Below are 23488 nucleotides of genomic sequence, written 5' to 3'. Positions count from 1 at the left end.
ACAATATAATGAAAATTAATTATCATTACTTGGAATTAATACAATCTCTGTTCCTTGCTTAAAATCGATCTTCTTAAATAACATATTTATTGTATCTTTATTTAAATTATCATCAACAAATTTATTACTAAAAGTATCTATAATAGAATCATGCCACAAAACCGAATTTAATATCACTGAACTCCAATAACCATTGGACTCAGAAGCAATATTATTATTTTTAATAATATTTTTCTTAATATAATCAAAATCAGTATCTACAAAATCTATTTTTTGTCTCTCCAAAATATATTCATTAACAGATTTTAAAACACTATCTAAAGCCTTAGGCTCAACTGTAAAAGACACAACAATAAAACCATCTGAATCAGAATGCTTTCTAAAATAGTGATCAAAAGACGCATCTATTCCATAAACACTAGACTGTTCTCTTCTAATAGCTTTAACAAGACCTTCACTCAAAAGAGATGCCAACGCCCTATAATTTAGGACTTTTTCAGGTGTATAATTAAACGTGAAAGGATATGCAACATATACAGTACTACTTGCAGCATCCTCTTTTTTACCAACAACTATTCTTTTCGTATTTTTTTTATAAGAATAATCTAAATCTCTAAATTCATTTAGCTTTTTAGAATTTAAATTACCTAAATATTTACTTGAAAATTTTTTTATTGTATCTAAGTCAATATCTCCCACAAAAATAAATTTGAAATTGTCTGCATAAGTAAATCTCTTTTTATAAAAATCCAAAAGAATATCTTTTGATATATTTTGCAAATCAGATTCTTGAATATCTCTTAAACGATAATCATCATTATTATAAAATTTTTTAATAGCATTAGAAAAAAGATAATTAGAACTATTTTTCCTAGCCTTAATTGTTGCACTCATATCATCAATAGTAGTCTGCAAAACAACATCATCTATCTTGGCTTCATTAAATGTAAAATATATAAGCTTAAATAAAGTTTCAAGATCTTTAGCCTCAGCACCACCATTAATACGTGAACTTCTCTCAGAAACCGATGGCATCAATGTTACCAATTTATTTGATAAATATTTTTCAATTTGAAGCTTAGAATAATCCCCATATCCTGATTTAGAAACTATACTTGGAGCCAAAGATAAAACAGGAATCAATTCAGGATCCTCACTTAATAAACCACCCCAAGAAATTGCAGTAAAGTCAACTATATTTTTCTTATTTTCATTATGTTTAAAATAAACTTCAACGCCATTCTCCAAAGTAAAAGATGAAATTTCATTTATAAATTCTTTTTCATCAACAATATTTTTACTTTGCAAAGATTTTTTGAAGAATTCGCCCTGAATTGACACATCATCATAAGGTTTAATTTCTTTATTTAAAGCAATATCACGAAATTTTTGCAACTCTTCAAAAGTTAAATTAGAATGTAATTTTTTAGAATACTTATAAATAACAGTCATATTATCTATAAAGGCCTCACTACTAGCAAGAGCTGATATTGTATCTGGGCTAATATTATTCAAACATTTAATAGCAACGTCAAAAACTTCATTACCATCAAGCAAGTGAAAATTCGATGAAGCAACACCCACCAAATGATCTGCAATGATGGAAGACTTTTGTTTCTTAAGATTCTCTTTATCAACAGTATAAGAAGTTATCATTTCGGACTTAATTTTATCAATCTCTCCTTTCGTAAAACCAAACTTCCTGATTCTCTCAATTTCATAAAAAAACCCTTCAAAAGCTTCCTTAAAATGCTCTGGATCGATAGTTAAAGAAATATTTTTAATCAAAATATAATTATTATCTGATTTATAATTCGAACCAAATTTATTAAATGATCTAAAATAATTTGTTCCAATAACCTTTAATTCATAAAATCTATTTATAAAAAGACTATTTAATAGATTTTTCTCGATATATCTCTTAAGATCCCCAACAGTAACAATACCTCCTTTGGTCTCTTCTTTACAAATAAACTCAATACTAGGAAATAAGGTTTCATCATCATCTATACTTACAAATTTTTTATCAATTACAGTATCTAAATTTATTACAACTTTTTCAGGCTCATCTAATGGTTTCTTAAAAGATGCAAACAATTTTTTTATCTTCTCTTCAATGTCTTTTGGATCAATATCTCCAACAATAATGACACTGGTCAAATCTGGTCTATACCACTTATTATAAAATTTTTTAAAGTCCTCTGATTTAAAAGATAAAATCCTCTCTTCAATACCAATAGGAGATCGAATAAAATATCTACTATTACCTCCAACAACCTCAAACATTTTTTTGGACATTCTAGAAGAATAATTATCTCTATATTTTTTTTCTTCAATAATAACATTACGTTCTTTATCTATTTCTAAGTCATCAAACTTAATTTGAAAAGCCCAATTTTTCAATACATTTAAAGCTTCATCAACTTCACTCTCCTGACCACCATCTGGCAAATCAAGATAATAGTAAGTTTTATCAAAAGTAGTATAAGCATTAAGATCAGCTCCAAATTTCATTCCAAATTTTTTGAGAATTTCCAAAATATCTTCACTACCAGGATAATCCTCTGTACCTTTAAAAGCCATATGTTCAAGATAATGGGCTAAACCCCTTTCATTTTCCTCTTCGTTTAAAGAACCAACATTAAACAAAATTCCCATATGAACAAATTTACTTGGAATTTGATTTTTATAAATATAATATTTAAGTCCATTTTTAAGTTGACCATTTACTAAGTTTTTATCCAAACTTAACTTAGAAGATGAACAAGATAAAATAATAAAACTCAAAACAAAAAAAACAACTTTTAATATAGTAATATTATTAATGCGTTTACATCTCATTTTAATTTCCTTGAATTAATTCTTGTATTATAAACTTTTTTAATTTCTCTAATAATAGACGTAAATCCAAAATCATACCAATCCTTTATACCCTTTAATCTAGAAATAGGAAACAATTCATAAAATAAAAATAAAAGTTCCCCTTTAGACAATTTTACAATATCATTAAAATAAATTTTTTTATTTAATTCCCCAATATAAACAAAAAATCCCAATTTGTCTAAAATAAGTTTATTAAAATCAGGATTTAGAATACTTTTCTCATAAATTTCAATAGTAGAATGTTCACTTGCAACATTATCATAACCTTTAAAAGAAACCTGATCTAAGATAACAAAATTACCATCACTAAAACTTACTCTACGACCATCTAATGTTTTTAAAAACCCATCAATATCATCAAAAAACACAAAAATATTTAACGCCTTAGATGCTTGCAAGACAAACTTTGAACTATTATAATTATCCAGATTATCTCGTTGCAAAGAATTAATAAGTTGCATATCATCCAATTTATCATTGCCACCCAAAACCTGTGTACCTTTCTCAATCAAAGCCTGATTGGCTAAATCAATATATGTAAAGAGTTCATCCTTTTGATTTAAATATTTTTCACGTTCTAATAAATGAATTATAAATAATAAATCCTGCTTCTCAAGACTGCGATAAAAATCAATACTTTCTAAATTAATCAACTTTATTCCAAAAATCAGATTATGAATACACAAAAACAAAACCATTACAAAATACCGACTCATACATAACTCCCATACATATTAATCTATTGCTTTAATTTTAAAAAAACAGGACAATGATCACTACCCATTACCTTATTTAAAATTAAAGCATCTTTTACTTTAGATTGAAAAGCCTTATTTATAACAAAATAGTCAATTCTCCATCCTACATTACGTTCCCTAGCTCTCGTCTTATAATCCCACCAAGTATAATTACCTGGCTCCTTATTAAACATTCTAAATGTATCCACATAACCTCTATTTAAAAAATTATCCATCCAATTGGTTTCTTCAACATAAAAGCCAGCAGATTCTCTGCTAGTCTTAGGATTGGACAAATCAATTTCCGTATGTGCAATATTAAAATCCCCACAAACAATAAGATTTTTTCCAGAAGTTACAAATGAATTTGCAATAGATTCAAGACTCATCAAAAATTCAAGCTTATAATTAAGTCTTTTTCTTAAAGACTGTGAATTAGGAAAATATGCATTAATCAGAATAAAATCATGATAATGAGCAATAATGCATCTCCCTTCTCTATCAAATATTTCAATATTCATATTTTCCAATTTAATAGGTTCAATTTTTGAATAAATAGCAACACCACTATAACCTTTGATTATGGATTTTGAAAAATATGAATAATATCCCTCAATATCAATAAGTTCCCTAGGTAACTGTTCTTTTAAAGCCTTGGTTTCCTGCAAACACAAAATATCAGGACTATATTCTGCAATAAAATTAAGAAAACCCTTATTAGAAACAGCTCTTATTCCATTAACATTCCAAGAAATCAAATTCATCATTATATACCAATCTAAATATATATTTGTAAGCCATCATAAGCTAAATAAATATTATCCCTCCTCAAATAATCAAATTCATCATGCATAATATCATGTGCAATATGAGTGAAATAAGCAATTTTAGGATTGATCTTTTTAACTTCAAGAATAGCATCATCAAAATTTAAATGACCTGGATGAGGTTTAATTCTCAAAGCATCTATCACCAATACATCTAATCCCTCTAAATAACTATAAGAAATCTCGGGAATAGACTTAACATCAGTAAGATATGCTAAATTATTTATTCTATACCCCAAACTAATTATATCTCCATGTAGTAAAGGAATTGGAATTATCTTTATTCCTTTAAAAAAAATTTGCTCAAAATCAACTGCTAATCTAGGAAGAATATTGGCTTTTCCACTGATAGACATTCTTGATGAAAAATTATGTGGAAATGCATTTTTAATATGATGCATAGTAGTCTCTCGGGCATAAATAGGTAAAGGAACACACCTTGTATAAAATTTAATATCATCAAGTCCCATAATATGATCATAATGTTCATGAGTATACAATACCAAATCCAATTTCAAAATATTTTCCCTTAAAAGCTGTGTTCTAATATCAGGTCCCGTATCAATCAATAAGTTAAGACCACACAAACTTAACAAAAATGCACTTCTAAGTCTTTTATTTTTACAAAAATCTGAATTACATACTCTACAATTACAATTCAACATAGGAACACCACTTGATGCACCAGTTCCTAAAAATATTCCTAACATGTATTACCATTACCCCTTAAGAACCCCAATTATATCATAATAAAATTAAACGATAAAAGAAAAACCCTGGCTATATCATTAAAAGCTCAATGCAACTCAATAAATTATTTTGTAAATAAAGTTTTTATGCTTATAATTAGTTAAGGAAAAAATATTTTTTATGTACGAACAATCTTATGAAACAATATTTTTATTAAGTTTTGGTATATTTTTAATAATAAATTTATTTAATTTTAAAAAAGAATTTTCTTATGAAGATTATTTCATCATATTCCCAGGAACCTTCTTCATAATTACGCTATATCTTATAGAAGCAAGACCATTAATGTTATATACCGGCTCCATATTCCTATTTTTCTTAATAATAACTACTATTAAAACCATAAAAACAATCATTCTTAGAAGACAAAAACAAAGGAAACAAAACAACAAACTCAAAAGAATAATTTTCACTATTCCTTTTAAAATAATGATAGTAATACCATCAATAATAATAATATTTATTGCAACAATATTTTCATATCTCAGTTTCTTTATCAATTATCCAAAAGACATAAATGCAAACTATAAAATAGGATTTACAAAAATCAAAGATCACAAAAATAACTTAAATCTATCAGTCTGGTATCCAATTAATCTCACATTAGGACTAAAACGTCAAAACCCTTTTTTTTATTATGATTTTAATCCTTTTTTTATAAATGAAATGAATTATCTTCCAACATATGAAAATGTATATAAAGACGCACCAATTAGCACCAATCAAAAACTATATGACAGTATCCTAATTATTCTACCTTCTTATTCTCATGACTCAATGTTTAAATCACTTGTAAACAGACTAGTTAAAAAAGGAAATATTGTATATCTATATTCTCCAATATACAAACATATAAACATCCATAACTTTATTAAAAATAACAATACAACTTTACTAACACATATTTCAAACTCAATGATTAAATATTTGGTAGAACCAATCAAAATTTTCAGTCAAAGAAAAGACAAAACATCCGATATTACAGAAATTCAAAATGTAATAGAACTTGTAAAATCAAGTCAAAAATTAAAATTTTTAGATTCAAGAATGGATATAAATCAATTGGTCTTAATTACAATGGGAAATCAAATAAACATTGCAAATGAAATCATAAATCAAAATCAACAAATAAAAAAATATATAAATATTGGGGGTAAACCTCAAAAATTTAAAATCAAAACGTTACAATTATTAATAAAACAAGATGAAAATGAATGGCAACAAACAGAATCGGATATATCTTCTATAAAAATAATCAACATGAATCATATTGGTGAGATTTCTGATTTCATTTTTAGTAGAAGTTATTTATCAAGTTTCAACTTATTTAAAAATCAAGAATTAACATTACCAAGATTTGATTTCATGATAAATGAAATTGATCAATTTATTGAAGATAAAGGACATTAAAAATGCACAAGAAGTTTATACTGTTATTAATATCACAAATATTATTAACAGTAAAGAGTTACTGCATTGAAGAAATAATTGAAATAAACACCTCAACACAAAAAGAAAAATATATTCCCTTTTTACTAAGTAAAGGAAAAAGTCAAGTAGAGAATATTGTAAAATATACATTAAAAATGAATCCTTATCTTGAAGCAGAATATGTCAAAACAATTGCACAAATTTACATAGAAGAAGCTATAATTGAAGGAATAAATTATGATATTGCCTATGCCCAAATGTTACTTGAAACAGGCATTTTAAAATTTAATGGGATAGTATCAAAAGAACAACATAATTTTTCAGGATTAGGAGCCACTGACAATTTTACAAAGGGAAATTCTTTTTCTAATATGCAAGAAGGAATAAGAGCACACATTCAACATTTAAAAGCCTATGCCTCAAGCCAAGATATAAACTCAAATATGGTTGATCCTAGATTTTATTTCGTCAAAAGAGGATCTGCCCCAACAATATATGATCTCACTGGAAAATGGGCAACAGACAAACTTTATGATAAAAAATTAAAAAAAATATTGTTAGGGTTGTTAGAATTTGAGAATGCAAAAAAATAAGGATAACATATCAGAAATATTAGAATTTATATACAGTAAATATAATAAACGAGAATTTGTTCATCCAGACCCATTAGAATTTTTATATAAATATACAGAAAAAGAAGACATTGAACTTGTAGGTTTAATTAGCTCATCACTAGCATTAGGAAGAGTTGAGAGAATATTATCAGCAATTGAGTACATTTTAAAACCACTTGGAAAACAACCTTCAAAAACACTCAAAACATTTACAAGAAAAGATTTAAATGAAATATATAAAGACTTTACATACAGGTTTTTTACAACAGAAGACATTGTTAAATTATTAATGTCTATTAAAACAATAAAAGAAAAATATCTATCAATTGAAAATTTATTTCATAACATCTACAAAAAAAACAAAAACTTTATAGCAAGTTTAGACGAGCTTATAACACAAATGGAAAATGTTAATAAAGAGCCATTTGGAATGATACTCCCCAAACCATCAAAAGGAAGCGCTTGTAAAAGACTATTTTTATTCTTAAGATGGATGATAAGAAAAGACAATGTTGATTTGGGAATTTGGAATAAAATTAATCCATCAAATTTAATAATTCCAATGGATACTCATATGAGAGATATTTCAGCAAAACTATTTAATCTTCAAAATACAAAGAATGTAAGTCTCAAAAGAGCAATAGAAGTTACAAAATATTTTTTAAAACAAAACAAAGATGATCCTGTAAAATATGATTTTTCATTAACTAGATTTGGAATAAACAAAAGCTTCAACAAAAAAGAACTATTTACAAACATTTTTAATTTTAAGACAAATGATTTTCTTTAAAAGCATTTCCCAAAATTCTAATGCCTTCAAGCGTCAAATATAAATTAAATATAAAATCTACACTTATTAAAGGTAAAATCAAATTAGAATTTCCCCCCGTAATTATTAATTTAAATTCTCTATCATAATTACGAATAAGATCATGATAAACACCTTCTATTAAATACTTATACTGATAAATTACACCGCTATTGACACTATCAATAGTTGACAAACCCAATAAATTTTGAGGCACTACAAGATTAAAATCCTTTAAAAGATATGCATTTTCAATTAATGCAGTCAAACTTGTGAAAGGTCCACCATTAATTAAACCTCCAAGTATGCCATCTTTTCTACTAACTGCAAAAATAGTACAAGCTGTGCCAAGATCTGCAATCAAAGCATCATTAATATTATAATATTCAATAGCTCCAATAAGATTTGCAAAAACATCTGATCCTAAAATAAACTTACGACCATTATAAAATTCAAAACTTAAATCATAACTTAAATCATAACCAATAAATAAAGGAGTCACATTATAAAGAAAAATAATTGCATCAATAAGCACTTTATCGATAACTGGTACAACACTACTTACAAATACTTTACTAACTTTAAAGTTAAATTTGAGTTTAAGAAAGTTACAAAGCTCTCTAAAACTTAAATCAAGTTTTGTTTTAAGTTTACAAAATATTTGCATGCCTCCAACATCATATAACGCAAAAGATATACTTGTATTTCCAATATCAACAATTAACTGAGTTGAATCAACAATTTTACTCATCAATATCCCTAAATCCCATTATATTATCAAATCTTAAAAAAATTTTTGTATCATCGAGTTTTTTAGGTGTTATTTTTAAAACCAATGTTTTATCTCCAGCATAATATCTCCACCCATCAGAATATATATAAAATTGAATATCTGTAAACCAATTAATATTTCTAAATCTAACTAAAGTAGGACGTTCAACACCTTTAAAAAAGAAATATCCAGGAGAATTTAAATCACGATCAAATTCAATAGAATAAAAAGACTGAGAAAAATTAAAATTTACAATCTTTGACGAACTATATATCCAATGTCCAATTCCAAGATTGGGAAATAAATTAAATTTTGGAATATAATCATTATCAACAATATCAGCATAATAATTCTCATATGGAATACTATTACCATCAGAGTTCATCAAAGAATAGTAAATAGCATTACAAGCAAACTCCAATATTAAATTAGAATTTAACTTAGAAGCAAGTCTTTTAAGTAATCCAGCAATTTTAAGTGTATACTCAATATCCCAAGACAAATCCTTTTTATTCTCAGAAACATAAGCCTCTCCATCATTAGTTACAAAAAACAATGTAGAAATAAATTTTATTAACTCTTCTCTCAACTTATCCAATATAAAACTATCATTATCAAACTGCAAGAATATAATATAATTAGAGAGAATATTATAGGCTTGTGTTAAATCAAACCCAGAGCTTAATATTACTTCTGGAGTCCTTAAAATATTTAACGATTCATTTAAAATAGAAACATTTTCAGATAAAAAAATCTTTTCTAAAAGATACGCATCTTCCTTTAAATATTTCAAAATTTTATCTGGTTCAAGAGAATTAATAAAAGTCTTATTTACAGAGAGATAATGAAAAAACATATCTATTTTTTCAGCATCAACATAATAACTTGAACTTAAATAAGTTAAACTATCTTCATTAAGACTGATTAAAGGTTTAAGTTTTGGAAATATATCCTCATAGTTATGCCTTGTTAAAGATTCTGCCAAATAATAAATAAATATATCCTCATCAAAAGAATATACATTACCCTTACGCCATCCACCCTTTTTAATGCTAAAATTTGAACTGCTACTCCATGCATCATAAACTTTATCTCTAAATTTCATTAAGACTGAATCAAAATTTTTTTTACTTATCTTCTTAATTAATGAATAAACAGCAGAAAAATTCATATTCAAAGGAATATCTTTAGATACTACTTCATTTGCGATTTGAGGTTTTGCAACTAAATTTCCAATTTGAAAAACTTCTTGAGGACTAATTAAAATTTCCCTCTCTTTTAGTTTACTATGTTTGCCTAAAGAAACATCGAAATGGTTATTTGTAGAATCATTCACAATAATATTTTTGTCAAATAAAATTTTATAATCGCTCTCAATTTCATAACTTATTAAAAATTTTTTAGAAAGATTGGAACTAATCTGAAAATTATTATTTAAATCAAATACAAATAATAAAAAAATATTATTTTCAAAATAAACATAAATTGAATTATCTTGTACTTTATAAGAAATTGGATATAGCTTAAGACTATTTTCAGGAATAATAATAGGATAAGTTTTAGATAAATTTATCTTAATACCTCTTATATTAAGAACAAGATTATCTAAAACATAATGACTATCTTCAACTTTATTATTAACGAAAAATTTTAAATCATTTAATAAAAATATATTTAAACTCAAGTTTCTAAATTGAATCAATATGATTATAAATAAAAATAAAATACCAATTAACAAGTAAAAAAAACTCAAACTCAAATATCTCTTCATATCATTCAATATTAATAATAAAGAATTAAAATATCAATATTGGTTGTATAAAAGCAAAAAACTTAATAAAATTAATAAAAGCACACAGCAAATATAAAATAGGAGTAACAAGATAGATGAAAATTCCAAAAAATTATATTCCAGGAACAAACCCTTACAAATCTCTTCCTAAAAAGCCTATTATAGAATCAACAAAAAAAATATCAAAAAAACAAGAACAAATTAATGCAGAAATAATGAATTCACAAGAAAAAATACTAAAATTATACATGAGAAGACTACAAAAGAAAGAACAAATGATGCTTCAAACCTTCATTGTAGAAGGACATAAAGTTGGGTCTAAAATTTTTAACAATTTGCCAAAAAGCTTAAAAGAAATAATAACTATAATGAATATAGAATCTTTCAAGATATTACTTAAAAATACAAAAAACCCTATAAAAAAACTTTATATTAAATTTTCAAGCTGGACATTAAATAAACTTTTAAAATCTATCGACAATTCAAGCATCAAACAAGACAAAAAAACATCTATAAAAAATACACAAAAACAGAAAACCAAAAACAAATAATAAATCTTTTTATAAATAACTTAAAGAAAAATACACATAATTTCTATAAAAATAGAAATTATATCATCCCATTTAATGATTAAAGTTTAATACAAAACAACAATCAAAAACATATGCTATATTTAATTATATAAGAAGACCAAAACAGCTACTAATAAATAATAAACTCTAAAATAGAAAAATCATCTCTAAATACATTATATTTTGACAAATTTAACATTTTATTATACAAACGCTCTAAAACAAAGCTATCTAGATTTAATGTATTTTTTTTTAATATTTTATAAAAATCATCAATAGACATTATTATATCCTGATTATTTTCAATCTCATAAACACCATCACTAAAAAGTAACAGATGTGAAAATTTATTCAAATAACATTCACTCTCCTTGCAAGGATACATTTCTTCAATTCCAAGAATGGCACCTTTAGTCTTAAGATAAACATTACCTTTTTCACTCAAAACAACAGCAGGAGGTGCCCCTGCTGATGCAAATCTTAAATGTTTAGTCTTTACATTTAAAACACCATACCATAGCGTAATAAACATATCACTTCTGAATTTTACAAAATAAGTATTAACATAATTTAATACCTTATAAGGACTAATGTCATTATTATTCATAACATAAGAATTAATAACACTTGAAACATTAAGGGATAAGAGTGCAGAACCCACTCCATGCCCAGAAATATCTATTAAATAAATTATTAAATTATCATCATTAACAAAATAATAATTAAAAAAATCACCCCCTATTCTTTTTGATGGAACAAAGATCCAATTAGAATGAAAAAATTCGTTTCGGATCTTCTTGGGTAATAAATTTTCAATATAATTTCCAGCCTCAATAAGCTCACTCTCAACACATTCTCTACCATGCAAAACAAGATCTAAATATTTTTGTCCCTGTTCTATCACCTTTTTCTTTTTAAGAAAACTAGTTATTCTAATATCCAATACCAATAAATCCAAACTTTTAAAGAAATAATCATCAACTTGTTCTTCAATAAAAGTTTGAATAATATCTTTTCTGGTTATCTGAGAAATAACAATAACAGGAACCATTTCATAAAGACTATTACTCTTAATATTTCTAAGTAAATCTAAAATCATCTGAATATTTTCATCCGAATTTAAATCAAGAATAATCAAATCATAAAAATTATCACAGAGTAACTGACTAAACAAATCTACAGTATTTGCAGATATAACAATATAGTCTTTTAAAATCAAATAATTGACAAGTTTTGTACTATAAGCACTCTCACAAGAAAAAATCAATAACTGATTACCACCCTTATTTGCATCTTTTCTATTCTTAAGAGCAGAAGAGAAAACCATATTCTCAAACTCAATCTCTATATAAGATATTACCGATAAAATTTTACACGAAATGGCCTTAAAAAAGGCAATACCAGCATCTCCAATTCCACTATAATGCATAGAATTATCTATTAATTCCAAAGACAAATATAAATAAGACATTAAATCGCACTTCATGCTTCTAAGCATAAATTTACCCAACTTCAAATCTTTAGAATCTGCAAACTCTCCCTGAAATTTATTAGCAATATCTAAAGTTAATTCAAGGTAATTAGTAATATCATCATAAAAATATCTAGGAGTTTCTTTATAGAGTGCATAAGAATAAGTATTGATAAGTAAAAAAATCTCTTCTATTTTTAAACCAAATTCATTTAATACATTAATAACATTATTACTATTCATCCTCAATCAACGCAACTCTTGAAATAGGAAGAAAAATATCGCTACCAAACGCCTTTTTGGAAACTTTAACTATCATAGGACCTTTCCTTCTCTTATACTCACTCCCAGAATAAAGATCTAACACTCTTACAACCACTTCTTTCCCAAAAGATTTGTAAAGCAATTCCAAAGGCTCATTTTCAAGTAGATACCTATTTAATATACCATCAAGAACTTCATACGTAGGAAGAGAATCACTATCTTTTTGATCAGCTCTAAGTTCTGCAGAAGGTTCTTTTAAAAGGATATTACTAAAAATAACTTCCCTACCTTCTTTTTTATTTACATATCTTGCAAGATTATAAACATCTAGCTTAAATAAATCTCCAATCAAAGAAATTCCACCACAAGAATCACCATAAAGCGTACAATAACCAACAGCAATTTCACTCTTATTACCAGTATTCAAAAGTAAAGATCTATTTGCATTACTATAAGACATTAAAAACAATCCTCTAAGTCTAGCTTGAAGATTCTCTTCAGTAACTCCCTTTGTATTTAAATACCCATCAAGATAATCCAAAGAAAATTGAAACATGCTCTCAATTGGCATATGAATCAATTCAAATCCCAATTCATTAGCAAGTCTTTCTGCATCCAAAACAGAACCTTTTGATGAAAATCTACTAGGCATAGAAATACCTACAACTCTATTAGCACCTAAAGCTGTACATGCAATATAAGCAACAAGAGCAGAATCAATACCACCAGAAACACCCAAATGAACTTTTTCAAAGCCTGCAAGAGCAACATACTCTCTCAAGCTAATAACCAATGCTCCAAGAAGTTTATCAAAAATTTTGGATTCACAATCAAACTCTAAATCATAAAATTCTTCATTAAATAAAATATCATATTCAAATTCTTTGGCTTGTTTTATTTTTCCATATTTATTAATAAAAAAACTCAAACCATCAAATACGATAGAATCATAAATGCCATATAAATTGGCATAAGCAATTTCCAAATTATTTTTTATAGCTACATCTTTAAAAAACTCAAGTCTTAAATTATTTTTTTCACAAGTAAAATAAGATTTTGATGGAATTACAAGATAATCAATTTTACTAAAAGAATCATGAAATTTGTACTGAGACTTATGAAACAAGAGTTCATCATCTAAATTTAAAACAGCAATACTTTGACCTTTATAACTAAATAATACTGGGACATTAACTTCTCTAGTTGTCAAAATATACTGATGATCACTTACCACAGATATACAATCAAATAATTTGCCATCATAAAAATTATAATGTCCAAATACAACACAAAGTCCAGCATCAACTTGTCCTTTTATAAAATCAATACAATACAAAATCTTTTTAACGTATTCGGGCCTATAAAACAAATTTTCATATTCAATACCCTCAATAAAAATAAAAGGAAAAACTAAAATATCAACCTTATTTTGAATAGCATACTCACAATTTACCTTAAATTCATTTAAAATTTCATTAAACCTAAAAATTCGACACTTTATCTGAGCTACACATATTTTCACAAAGTAAATAATAAGCAATAACAGAAAAAATTACAAGAAAACCCCAAAACACATGAAATAAATTATATAAAAATTAATCTTTAATATAGAAAAACTAAATTAAAATTATAATAATCCATTAAACAATACATATTTCCTAGTATTAACGTCAATTGCATTTTTAAGAAAAAATTAAAACATTTTTTTATTTTGACAAAAAAATACACATAAGAATTTATTAAGCTTAAAATATGTGTCAATATTATACTAGTATAGTTTTATAGTCAACATAAACCCTTTTAAAGATAATTAAAATGAATCAAATTTAAAAAAATTTTCATAAAGAAAAAATTTGTAAAATATTTTTTTTATAGATAAAATGCTTTATAAAAGGAGGCTAAAGTGGACGAAAAGGAAAAATGTGAAGACCCCGAAAAAATTAAAGAAAATGAAAATGAAACATTCCAAAGTGAAGATAACCCTAACATGGAGAAAAAGATTATTGAACTTGAAAATGAAATTTCCAATCTAAAAGATTTATATTTAAGAAAACAAGCAGAATTTGAAAATTTTAGAAAAAGACTTGAAAAAGATAAAGAAAACTTTATTAAATTTGCAAATGAAAACATAATGAAAGATATAATTACTTTCCTTGACAATTTAGAGAGAGCAATAGATTCATCAAAGCAGTCAAAAGATTTTGATACCCTATTATCAGGAATTAGTATGATTGAAAATGAAATACTCTCAAGCTTTGACAAAAAATATAATCTAAAAAAATTTGGAAAACTAGGAGATGAATTTGATCCAAGTCAACATGAAGCAATAAGTATAGAAGAAAAAGAACAAATTATAAATCCTCAAATTGTAGAAGTATATCAAAAAGGATACTGCTACAATAATCGAGTATTAAGAACTGCAAAAGTTAAAGTTGCACAAAGTAAAAATTAATTAGAATAATTAGAAATCAAAAAATAACAAAAGGAGGCCTTATATGGGAAAGATTATAGGAATTGATCTTGGAACAACAAATTCATGTGTAGCCATAATGGAACATGGAAAACCTGTTGTTATACAAAATTCAGAAGGAGGAAGAACTACTCCATCAATTGTAGCTTATACAAACAAAGGTGAGCGACTTGTAGGACAAGTAGCAAAAAACCAAATGGTTACAAACCCTGAAAATACCATATATTCAATAAAAAGATTTATGGGAAGAAGATTTGAAGAAGTTGCAAGCGAAATCAAAATGGTTCCTTATAAAGTCGAAAAAGGACAAAATGGTGATGCACGTGTAAATATCTCCAATATCAAAAAACAAATGTCACCACCAGAAATATCAGCAGCAACTCTCACAAAAATGAAAGAAACAGCCGAGGCCTATTTGGGAGAAAAAGTTACTGAAGCTGTAATTACTGTACCAGCATATTTCAATGATGCACAAAGACAAGCAACAAAAGATGCTGGAAAAATTGCAGGACTTGATGTTAAGAGAATTGTCAATGAACCAACAGCTGCAGCTCTTGCTTATGGAATTGAAAAAAAACACGAAGAAATCGTTGCTGTTTATGACCTAGGTGGTGGAACATTTGATATCTCAATTCTTGAGCTTGGAGATGGCGTTTTTGAAGTTAAATCAACAAATGGAGATACCCATCTTGGAGGAGATAACTTTGATGATGAAATCATTAAATATCTAATTACTGAATTTAAAAAAGATAGTGCTATTGATTTATCAAACGATAAAATGGCACTTCAAAGACTTAAAGAAGCAGCAGAAAAAGCAAAAATAGAACTCTCAGGTGCCCAAGAAGCATCAATAAATCTTCCATTTATCACAGCCGATGCAAATGGTCCTAAACATTTACAATATACTCTTACAAGAGCAAAATTTGAACAAATGGTAGATCACTTGGTTCAAAAAACAAAAGAACCATGCCTAAAAGCCATTAAAGACGCTGGGCTTAAAGCTTCTGATATTAATGAGGTAATACTTGTTGGAGGTTCTACAAGAATACCAGCTATTCAAAAAATCGTAAAAGAAATATTTGGACAAGAACCAAATAAAGGTGTAAATCCTGATGAAGCTGTGGCAATAGGTGCTGCTATTCAAGGTGGAATACTTACAGGAGAAGCCAAAGATATGGTACTTCTTGATGTTACACCTCTATCACTAGGAATTGAAACACTTGGTGGTGTCATGACAAAATTAATCGAAAGAAACACCACAATTCCTACAAAAAAAAGTCAAGTATTCTCAACAGCAGCAGATAATCAAACTTCTGTAGATATCAAAGTTTTACAAGGTGAACGAGAAATGGCATCACAAAACAGAGTACTGGGCAACTTTATTCTTGATGGAATACCAGCAGCTCCAAGAGGTGTTCCACAAATAGAAGTTAGCTTTGACATTGATGCTAATGGAATAGTTCATGTTTCTGCTAAAGATATGGGAACTGGTAAAGAACAAAAAATTAGAATTGAATCATCATCAGGACTATCTGAAGAAGAAATTGAAAGAATGGTCAAAGATGCTGAAAGTCATGCTGAGGAAGATAAAAAATTAAAAGAAGGCATAGAAGCAAAAAACATAGCTAACTCATTAATCTATCAAACAGAAAAATCTTTAAAAGAATATGGAGAGAAAATAACAAATCAAGATAAAGAAGCTATTGAAAACAAAATAAAGGAACTTAAAGATGCATTAGAAGGTTCAGACATATCTTTACTTAAATCAAAAACAGAAGAACTACAACAAGCTTCTTATAAAATAGCTGAAATGATGTACAAGGATGCTCAAGCAAGTTCACCAGATCAAAACAATGCTCAAAACAATGCAGGTAGTGAAAGCAAAGAAGCTGATTACGAAGTTGTTGATGAGGATAAAAAATAGTGAAAAGAGATTACTATGAAATTTTGGGGCTCTCAAAAGGAGCCTCAAAAGATGAAATAAAAAAAGCATATAGAAAAATAGCAATTAAATATCATCCTGATAAAAATAAAAATAATAAAGAAGCTGAATCCATATTTAAAGAAGCAACAGAAGCTTATGAGGTTTTAAGCGATGACAATAAGCGTGCACAATATGATCGATTTGGACATACAGCATTTGAAGGAGGAGCATCAGGATTTAGTGGATTTTCTAGTGGATTTAGTGGATTTTCTGACATTTTTGAAGATTTTGGAGATATTTTTGATTCATTTTTTACTGGAAAACGTGGACAAGACAAAAATAGATATCAAGAGAGAGGTCAAGACTTAACATATCAAATTGAAATATCTCTTGAGGATGCCTACTTAGGATATAAAAATAACATTAACATATCAAGAAACATATTATGTGAATCATGTTTAGGTAAGAAATCTGAAAAAGGAACATCTCCTTCGGTATGTAACATGTGTAATGGTAATGGCCGAGTAATGCAAGGAGGGGGATTTTTTAGAGTAACAACCACATGTCCAAAATGTTATGGAAATGGAAAAATAATATCAAATCCTTGCAAATCATGCAAAGGAGCTGGAGGGATTAAACATAAAGAAACGCTTGAACTCAAAATTCCAGCAGGAATTGATGACTCCCAACAAATTAAAATGAGAGCAAAAGGAAGCATAAATCCCGATAGTCAACAATACGGAGACCTCTATATAAAAGTATTAATAAAACCTCATAAAATTTTCAAAAGGAATGGAAAAGACCTATACGCAACTCTACCAATAAGCTTTACTCAAGCAGCACTTGGAAAAGAAATTAAAATACAAACAATAGCAAATAAAAAAATTTCAATAAAAATTCCAAAAGGAACAGAAAATGATGAACAAATCATTGTCAAAAACGAAGGAATGCCAATATTACATACAGAAAAATTTGGAAATCTAATTTTAATCATTAAGGTCAAAACTCCTAAAAATCTAAATAATAATGCTATTAAACTACTAGAAACTCTAAGCAAGGAAGTCAAAGACATTGATGAAGTTACCTTAAATAAAATTTAATATGTATATTACACACGCTAATTCAATAATTGAAAGCATCAAAAATAATAAAGGACTTGAACTATATATTTCAAAAACAAGTCCAAAAACCATAAGTATTGAACAATTAGCAAGACAACATAACATTAAGATTATCAAAATAAATGATCTTACAAAAATACTTGGCAATAACAATCATAGGGGTTTTGCATTAAAATTACAAAATCTAAAAGATTATAATACAATCAATAAAAATAAAAACTTAGAAGAATACTTAAAAGAATTTCAACATAAAAATAATATACTTATTTTAATACTTGATAGTATAGAAGATCCTCAAAATTTTGGAGCAATTCTTAGAACCGCAGAACAATTCAATATTGATCTTGTAATTACTAACCAGAGAAAAAGCGTAAAAGACAATGAAACTGTCTTACGCACAAGCTCTGGAGCAAGTCAATATGTAAACAAATTAACAGTTCCAAATATAAACAATGTAATTAGATATTTAAAAAAACAGGGATTTTGGATATATGCCAGTGATATAAAAGGACAAGCAATAAATAACACTAAAATAACTGACAACAAAATTGCATTAATTATGGGCAATGAAGGCAAAGGAATACATAACCTACTAAAAAATAATTCTGATTTTTTAATTAAAATACCAACTAAGGGAAAAATAGATTCTCTTAACGTATCAGTCTCAACAGGAATTTTAATATTTGAAATAAAAAGGCAACTTAACTTGCTTTAGTTTATTCTATCCAATTAAATAAACTCACTTATCCCAAAAAATTTCTAACTTCCACAGAAGCCAAAAACCCTTCAGCAGCAGCCGTAATGGCTTGTGCATAAAGCTTATTGCTAACATCACCGCATGAGAATACTCCATTAACACTAGTTTTCACAATATCTTGAGTAGAAATATATCCATCATCATCTAATTTCAAAAATCCTTTTACAAACTCTGTATTTGGTTTATAACCAATAGCTATAAATATTCCATCTACATTTAATTCAAAAGCAGAATTATGCTTATTATCCATAATATGAATTTTGGAGACAATATTCTCCCCACTAACCTCTCTAGCCTCACAGTTATATAAAATATTAACATTAGATAATGTTTTAATACTTTTTTGTAACATATCAATAGCTTTCATATAATTCTTTCTTACAATAACATACACCTTTTCTGCTAGTTTACTTAAATAAATAGCTTCTGAAATCGCCGTATTACCCCCACCAATTACAGCAAGAGTTTTTCCCTTAAACAGATGACCATCACAAATCGCACAAACAGAAATACCTCTATTCCAAAATAAATCTAAATTCTTAAGAGTATCTAATTTTTTAGGTATAGAGCCTGCTGCAATAACAATAGATTTGCTCTTATAGATATAATTATCCGTATAGAGACAAAAAATATCACCTCTTTTTTTTATAGATCTCACAGTTTCAAAATAAGTAGTAGCACCTAAATTGATAGCTTGCTCCTTCATATTTAACATTAACTCTCTTCCATTTATACCATTTTTAAATCCCGGATAATTATAAACTTCTGTGGTTGTTGTAAGCTGTCCTCCAGGTTCAGGTCCTTCCAAAATACTTGTCTTATATCCACTCATAACAGTATAAATTCCAGCAGTAAGTCCTGCAGGGCCTGATCCAACAATAATCACATCTTCAACAAAATCTACCTCTGTTCTTATAATCTCTCTATTACATTTCTTTATATCTAATACCTCAAAATTTAACATAAAACCTCTTAACTCAATTTAACTTTAAACGATATAAAAAAAATTCTTCAATATACTAACTAATTCACTCACATCAAAATATGCTGACACTAATGCAAAAGACCATTAATATTAATCTCTAAGACACAACATGGAACCATAATTCCAAAATTGCTTAATATGTAAGGTGACACTTCTCCAAAACTGCCTAAAACAATATCATTGACTAAAATATCAGCGCCTCTGCCATCTATATAAAGATTTTTACTTGATTCTTTTACTTTAAATCCAATATTTAAATAATAAAAAAGAGATGAAACTAAAGAATTAATTTCATTAAATGAAAATTCCTTATCGGCCATTAAAAAAGCCAAATTATCATAAGTAACAGTACCCTCATCACTAACTAAATCTTTTAAAGCTACCTTACCAATCTCAAAAATCTTATGGGGATAAGGGAAATTTGAACTAATGCTTTCAGATTTAAGCAAATCAGATATTATTGAACCTCTAATATACTCATAACTTTCAGTCATTGGATTAGAGACACTTAAAAGTTCAGAACCTTTAATATTCATCTTTTCAATAAAATCTACCTTAGAACCCAGATAATTATAAATCATCTCCTGAAATCCCATTCCTATCATCAAATTTCTAACACTTCTTGAAAATTCTTCTATTGGACTTAATTTTCCTATAGTAAAATCTTTGGGAAGCTCTGACTTAAAATTATCCAATCCTTTTCCTATCATTACCTCTTCGATAACATCTACTTCATGCAGAAAATCATTCCTATAAACAGGAGGCATAATATAAAATGTATCTGATTCTTCAAAATAAGCTGAAATTCCTAATTTTTTTAAATCAAGACACATATCATTTGCCGTAAAATTACTTCCAAGTAGTTTATTAACACTATCAACATTAATCTTTAAACTATTTTGAAAATAATAAGGACAAATTATCTCCTTCCCAAATAAAGTTTCTTTAGGAAAAACAGTCTTTACTGGCAAAATTTTAAAACCCATATCATACAAATCACAAGCAACAATTGATAAAGACAACAAAGTAGCTTCAAGATCAGTTCCTGTAACCTCAATAAATAAATTAGTATCACCTACTTTTAAAGTTCCAATATCACGTGAATTAATTATAGGAGGATAAGAGAGTACATTGTTCTTATAATCTAACAATAAAGAATATTGATCAACATTTTCAAAAATTGGCGAATATTCTATTCCTTTTGGATGTTTTTCATTTATTTCTTTAATGGACATCTCAATATCCATGCCTAAAGGAACAAACTTATAATCAGAACTACATGTAACATAATTTATAGGAAAATTAATCAAATTTGACGAATACATTCCCATTGCAACTCTTTTTCGTTTTTGCCCATAATTATGAGAAAGCTTTTCTTGTAACTGAATTAAAATCTCAAGCATACGCTCATCACAAATCATCCCTTTTGCTAAAAATCCAAAAATAAAAGGTCTAATCCCAAACACTTCAGGACTGACAAAAATTTCACCATAAAATTTTTGCAAATTATCTGTCATTGAAAAAAAATCAAATGAAGGTACGTTACCAGAAAGATATGTCTTAATATGACGTGCAAGTCCTGCAGAAGACCACAAATCAGGTCTATTTGTATCATTAAATTCAATTTTGATCTTATCATTAACTATATCAATTTCACAAATTTCAGCTTTAGCAGTCTCAATAATAGATTCAAGCTCATAATTCGTCAAATTTTTTCCTATTTTTTCTAATAAAATACTTTTATAAATTTCAACCTTAGGCATTGCTCTTTCCTCGCCTTAACGCAACATCACCAATACTATGAGTAAAAAGTTCCCTTAAATCACTTAATCCTAAATGCATCAACGCCATTCTATCAATTCCAATACCCCAAGCAATAACAGGAACATCAATTCCAAAAGGTTTTGTAACCTCTGGTCTAAAAATACCACTTCCACCCAGTTCAAACCAACCAAGAATAGGATGCTTAACATGAACTTCAATTGAAGGTTCTGTAAATGGAAAATACGCAGGAACATATTTAAAATCAGTAGCTCCAGCCAACTCCTTAGCAAAAATTTCAAGAAGACCTAGTAAAGTTTTAATATTAACATCTCCAATAACAATTCCTTCTGTTTGATAAAAATCAGCTCCATGAGTAGCATCAACTTGATCATATCTAAAACATCTAACAATGCCAAAATATTTACCAGGATTTTTTGCATTAATTAATTGTTTTGCCGAGAGAACTGTACCTTGTGTTCTTAAAACTAATCTTTTTGAAATACTCTCACTAAAATTATATTTCCACCCCCTTGAGCCTGCAATATACCCATTTTCATGAACAGCTTTCACATTAGAAAAATAAGGCTCAGGCAAAGACTTTAACGAATTTGGTTCCTTAATATAATAAACATCTCTTATATCACGTGCAGGATGAAATTGTGGCATAAAAAGAGCATCATTATTAAAAAATTCACTCTCAACCAAAGGACCATCAAACTCTTCAAAACCAAGACTTACAAGCTTATCCTTAACTTTAGATATATACTCTGAATAAGGATTTGCACGTCCAATAAAAGTTTTATTTGATGACACATGAATGTTATAAGCCCGAAAATTTTTATTCTCATAAGACTTATTTTTGAGCATTTCAGGTGTTAATTTTACAATTTCATTACCCGTTAAATCATTTTTTTCAAGATAAGATTTTATTTCTAATCCAAACTTAGTAAATTCAAATCTTAAGTCCAATTTTTCTATGATTTTAAAGAGCACGTCATTAGCGCCTTTCTTTTTTGAGTAATTGGAAATAATTAATAATTCATCCTGCGATAAAGCATCTTCCAATAAATCTTGATCTCTAGCTCTCTCAACCAATATCTTAACCATTTTATAACTAGCACACTCTAAATTTTTAATAATAATTTCTTTATTTGATCCTAAAGATAAAACACCCTCTCTAGATAAATTACCAAATGCCTTACCCACATCCCTAAAATCAATTTTTAACTCTGATGCCAAATTGGAAACCAAAACCATTTTTTGAGATACAAGAGTAACTATTCTCTCTTCGATCAAACCATTATTGAAAGCATCAACACCTTTCTCAGTTAAACGATAAAAAACATTAAGTTTTCTAAAAGTTTCCTTAAGGATGCCTTTAGACAAGAGCCATTCAATCACTTTATTTGACTGCCCTTCATTATAATTTAAATCCTTAGAAAGTCTCAATGCAAAAACCGAATCTTCCTCTTTATAATTCAAAATCACTCTCACTTCAAGAGGATGCAATGTTTTAGCTATATCAAATATATTCCCCACAAACTAT

The 23488-nt window shown here is 27.4% G+C and carries 19 protein-coding genes; 8 read left to right on the top strand and 11 right to left on the bottom strand.

From position 1 onward, the window contains the following. Positions 1 to 15: 15 nt before the first annotated feature. From BDU_RS02650 to BDU_RS02635, 4 genes are read right to left on the bottom strand one after another with little or no spacing between them, the layout of a single operon-like run. Positions 16 to 2841 carry a M16 family metallopeptidase gene (locus BDU_RS02650; RefSeq protein ID WP_012538283.1) on the bottom strand — a complete coding sequence of 942 codons (2826 nt, stop codon included), beginning with the start codon at positions 2839 to 2841 and terminating at the stop codon, positions 16 to 18. Further along, positions 2838 to 3599, bottom strand: a complete 762-nt coding sequence (locus BDU_RS02645) for a hypothetical protein (RefSeq protein WP_012538282.1) — start codon at positions 3597 to 3599, stop codon at positions 2838 to 2840. The genes BDU_RS02650 and BDU_RS02645 overlap by 4 nt, the downstream gene beginning before the upstream one ends. Positions 3600 to 3622: 23 nt before the next feature. Next, positions 3623 to 4384: an exodeoxyribonuclease III gene (xth, locus tag BDU_RS02640; RefSeq protein WP_041177721.1), complete on the bottom strand. Its 762-nt coding sequence runs from the start codon at positions 4382 to 4384 to the stop codon at positions 3623 to 3625. 14 nt (positions 4385 to 4398) lie between these two features. Further along, the gene (locus BDU_RS02635; protein ID WP_012538280.1) at positions 4399 to 5157 is read right to left on the bottom strand and encodes an MBL fold metallo-hydrolase; all 759 of its coding nucleotides are present in this window, start codon (positions 5155 to 5157) and stop codon (positions 4399 to 4401) included. 160 nt (positions 5158 to 5317) lie between these two features. Here BDU_RS02635 and BDU_RS02630 point away from each other — a divergent pair, with 160 nt between their 5' ends. The 3 genes from BDU_RS02630 to BDU_RS02620 are packed head-to-tail and all read left to right on the top strand — an operon-like array spanning position 5318 to position 8032. Further along, complete coding sequence (locus tag BDU_RS02630) at positions 5318 to 6607, top strand: hypothetical protein (protein WP_012538279.1); 1290 nt, start codon at positions 5318 to 5320, stop codon at positions 6605 to 6607. 2 nt (positions 6608 to 6609) lie between these two features. Further along, on the top strand, positions 6610 to 7221 hold the full coding sequence (locus tag BDU_RS02625) for a glucosaminidase domain-containing protein (protein ID WP_012538278.1): 612 nt from the start codon (positions 6610 to 6612) through the stop codon (positions 7219 to 7221). Beyond that, positions 7208 to 8032 (top strand): TIGR02757 family protein, encoded by an 825-nt coding sequence (locus tag BDU_RS02620; protein ID WP_041177785.1) that lies wholly within the window; start codon positions 7208 to 7210, stop codon positions 8030 to 8032. The genes BDU_RS02625 and BDU_RS02620 overlap by 14 nt, the downstream gene beginning before the upstream one ends. Here BDU_RS02620 and BDU_RS02615 read toward each other — a convergent pair. Together BDU_RS02615 and BDU_RS02610 are read right to left on the bottom strand one after the other, a co-directional pair. Continuing rightward, a complete protein-coding gene (locus BDU_RS02615; RefSeq protein ID WP_041177720.1) occupies positions 8010 to 8801 on the bottom strand; it encodes a type III pantothenate kinase in 792 nt (263 codons plus the stop codon). The two genes, BDU_RS02620 and BDU_RS02615, sit on opposite strands and share 23 nt — an antisense overlap. Next, a complete protein-coding gene (locus BDU_RS02610; protein ID WP_041177719.1) occupies positions 8794 to 10593 on the bottom strand; it encodes a hypothetical protein in 1800 nt (599 codons plus the stop codon). The genes BDU_RS02615 and BDU_RS02610 overlap by 8 nt, the downstream gene beginning before the upstream one ends. A gap of 116 nt (positions 10594 to 10709) precedes the next feature. On the opposite strand from BDU_RS02610, the gene BDU_RS02605 reads away from it, so the two are divergent. After that, the gene (locus tag BDU_RS02605) at positions 10710 to 11165 is read left to right on the top strand and encodes a hypothetical protein (RefSeq protein ID WP_012538274.1); all 456 of its coding nucleotides are present in this window, start codon (positions 10710 to 10712) and stop codon (positions 11163 to 11165) included. 151 nt (positions 11166 to 11316) lie between these two features. On the opposite strand, the gene BDU_RS02600 is transcribed toward BDU_RS02605, so the two are convergent. After that, positions 11317 to 12900, bottom strand: a complete 1584-nt coding sequence (locus tag BDU_RS02600) for a PP2C family protein-serine/threonine phosphatase (RefSeq protein ID WP_041177718.1) — start codon at positions 12898 to 12900, stop codon at positions 11317 to 11319. Continuing rightward, complete coding sequence (nadE, locus tag BDU_RS02595; protein WP_041177784.1) at positions 12893 to 14443, bottom strand: NAD(+) synthase; 1551 nt, start codon at positions 14441 to 14443, stop codon at positions 12893 to 12895. Before nadE ends, BDU_RS02600 begins: the two co-directional genes overlap by 8 nt. Positions 14444 to 14824: 381 nt before the next feature. On the opposite strand from nadE, the gene grpE reads away from it, so the two are divergent. The 4 genes from grpE to rlmB are packed head-to-tail and all read left to right on the top strand — an operon-like array spanning position 14825 to position 19151. Continuing rightward, positions 14825 to 15373, top strand: coding sequence for a nucleotide exchange factor GrpE (gene grpE / locus BDU_RS02590; RefSeq protein WP_012538271.1), 549 nt, complete (start codon positions 14825 to 14827; stop codon positions 15371 to 15373). A gap of 43 nt (positions 15374 to 15416) precedes the next feature. Continuing rightward, positions 15417 to 17315, top strand: a complete 1899-nt coding sequence (gene dnaK / locus BDU_RS02585; protein ID WP_012538270.1) for a molecular chaperone DnaK — start codon at positions 15417 to 15419, stop codon at positions 17313 to 17315. After that, positions 17315 to 18415 (top strand): molecular chaperone DnaJ, encoded by a 1101-nt coding sequence (gene dnaJ / locus BDU_RS02580; protein WP_012538269.1) that lies wholly within the window; start codon positions 17315 to 17317, stop codon positions 18413 to 18415. Before dnaK ends, dnaJ begins: the two co-directional genes overlap by 1 nt. Position 18416: 1 nt before the next feature. After that, positions 18417 to 19151 carry a 23S rRNA (guanosine(2251)-2'-O)-methyltransferase RlmB gene (gene rlmB, locus BDU_RS02575; RefSeq protein WP_012538268.1) on the top strand — a complete coding sequence of 245 codons (735 nt, stop codon included), beginning with the start codon at positions 18417 to 18419 and terminating at the stop codon, positions 19149 to 19151. Between the two features lie 28 nt (positions 19152 to 19179). Here the strand turns inward: rlmB and trxB are convergent, their stop codons facing one another. From trxB to pheS, 3 genes are all read right to left on the bottom strand, one after another. Further along, the gene (gene trxB, locus BDU_RS02570; protein WP_012538267.1) at positions 19180 to 20157 is read right to left on the bottom strand and encodes a thioredoxin-disulfide reductase; all 978 of its coding nucleotides are present in this window, start codon (positions 20155 to 20157) and stop codon (positions 19180 to 19182) included. 89 nt (positions 20158 to 20246) lie between these two features. Beyond that, positions 20247 to 21941, bottom strand: coding sequence for a phenylalanine--tRNA ligase subunit beta (gene pheT, locus BDU_RS02565; protein ID WP_012538266.1), 1695 nt, complete (start codon positions 21939 to 21941; stop codon positions 20247 to 20249). Then, the gene (gene pheS / locus BDU_RS02560; protein ID WP_012538265.1) at positions 21934 to 23481 is read right to left on the bottom strand and encodes a phenylalanine--tRNA ligase subunit alpha; all 1548 of its coding nucleotides are present in this window, start codon (positions 23479 to 23481) and stop codon (positions 21934 to 21936) included. Before pheS ends, pheT begins: the two co-directional genes overlap by 8 nt. Between the last annotated feature and the right edge of the window lie 7 nt (positions 23482 to 23488).

It is taken from the genome of Borrelia duttonii Ly, from assembly GCF_000019685.1.
GTDB lineage: Bacteria > Spirochaetota > Spirochaetia > Borreliales > Borreliaceae > Borrelia > Borrelia duttonii.
The sequence above is the reverse complement of the archived record's forward strand: the minus strand, read 5'-3'. Positions and strand labels throughout refer to the sequence as shown.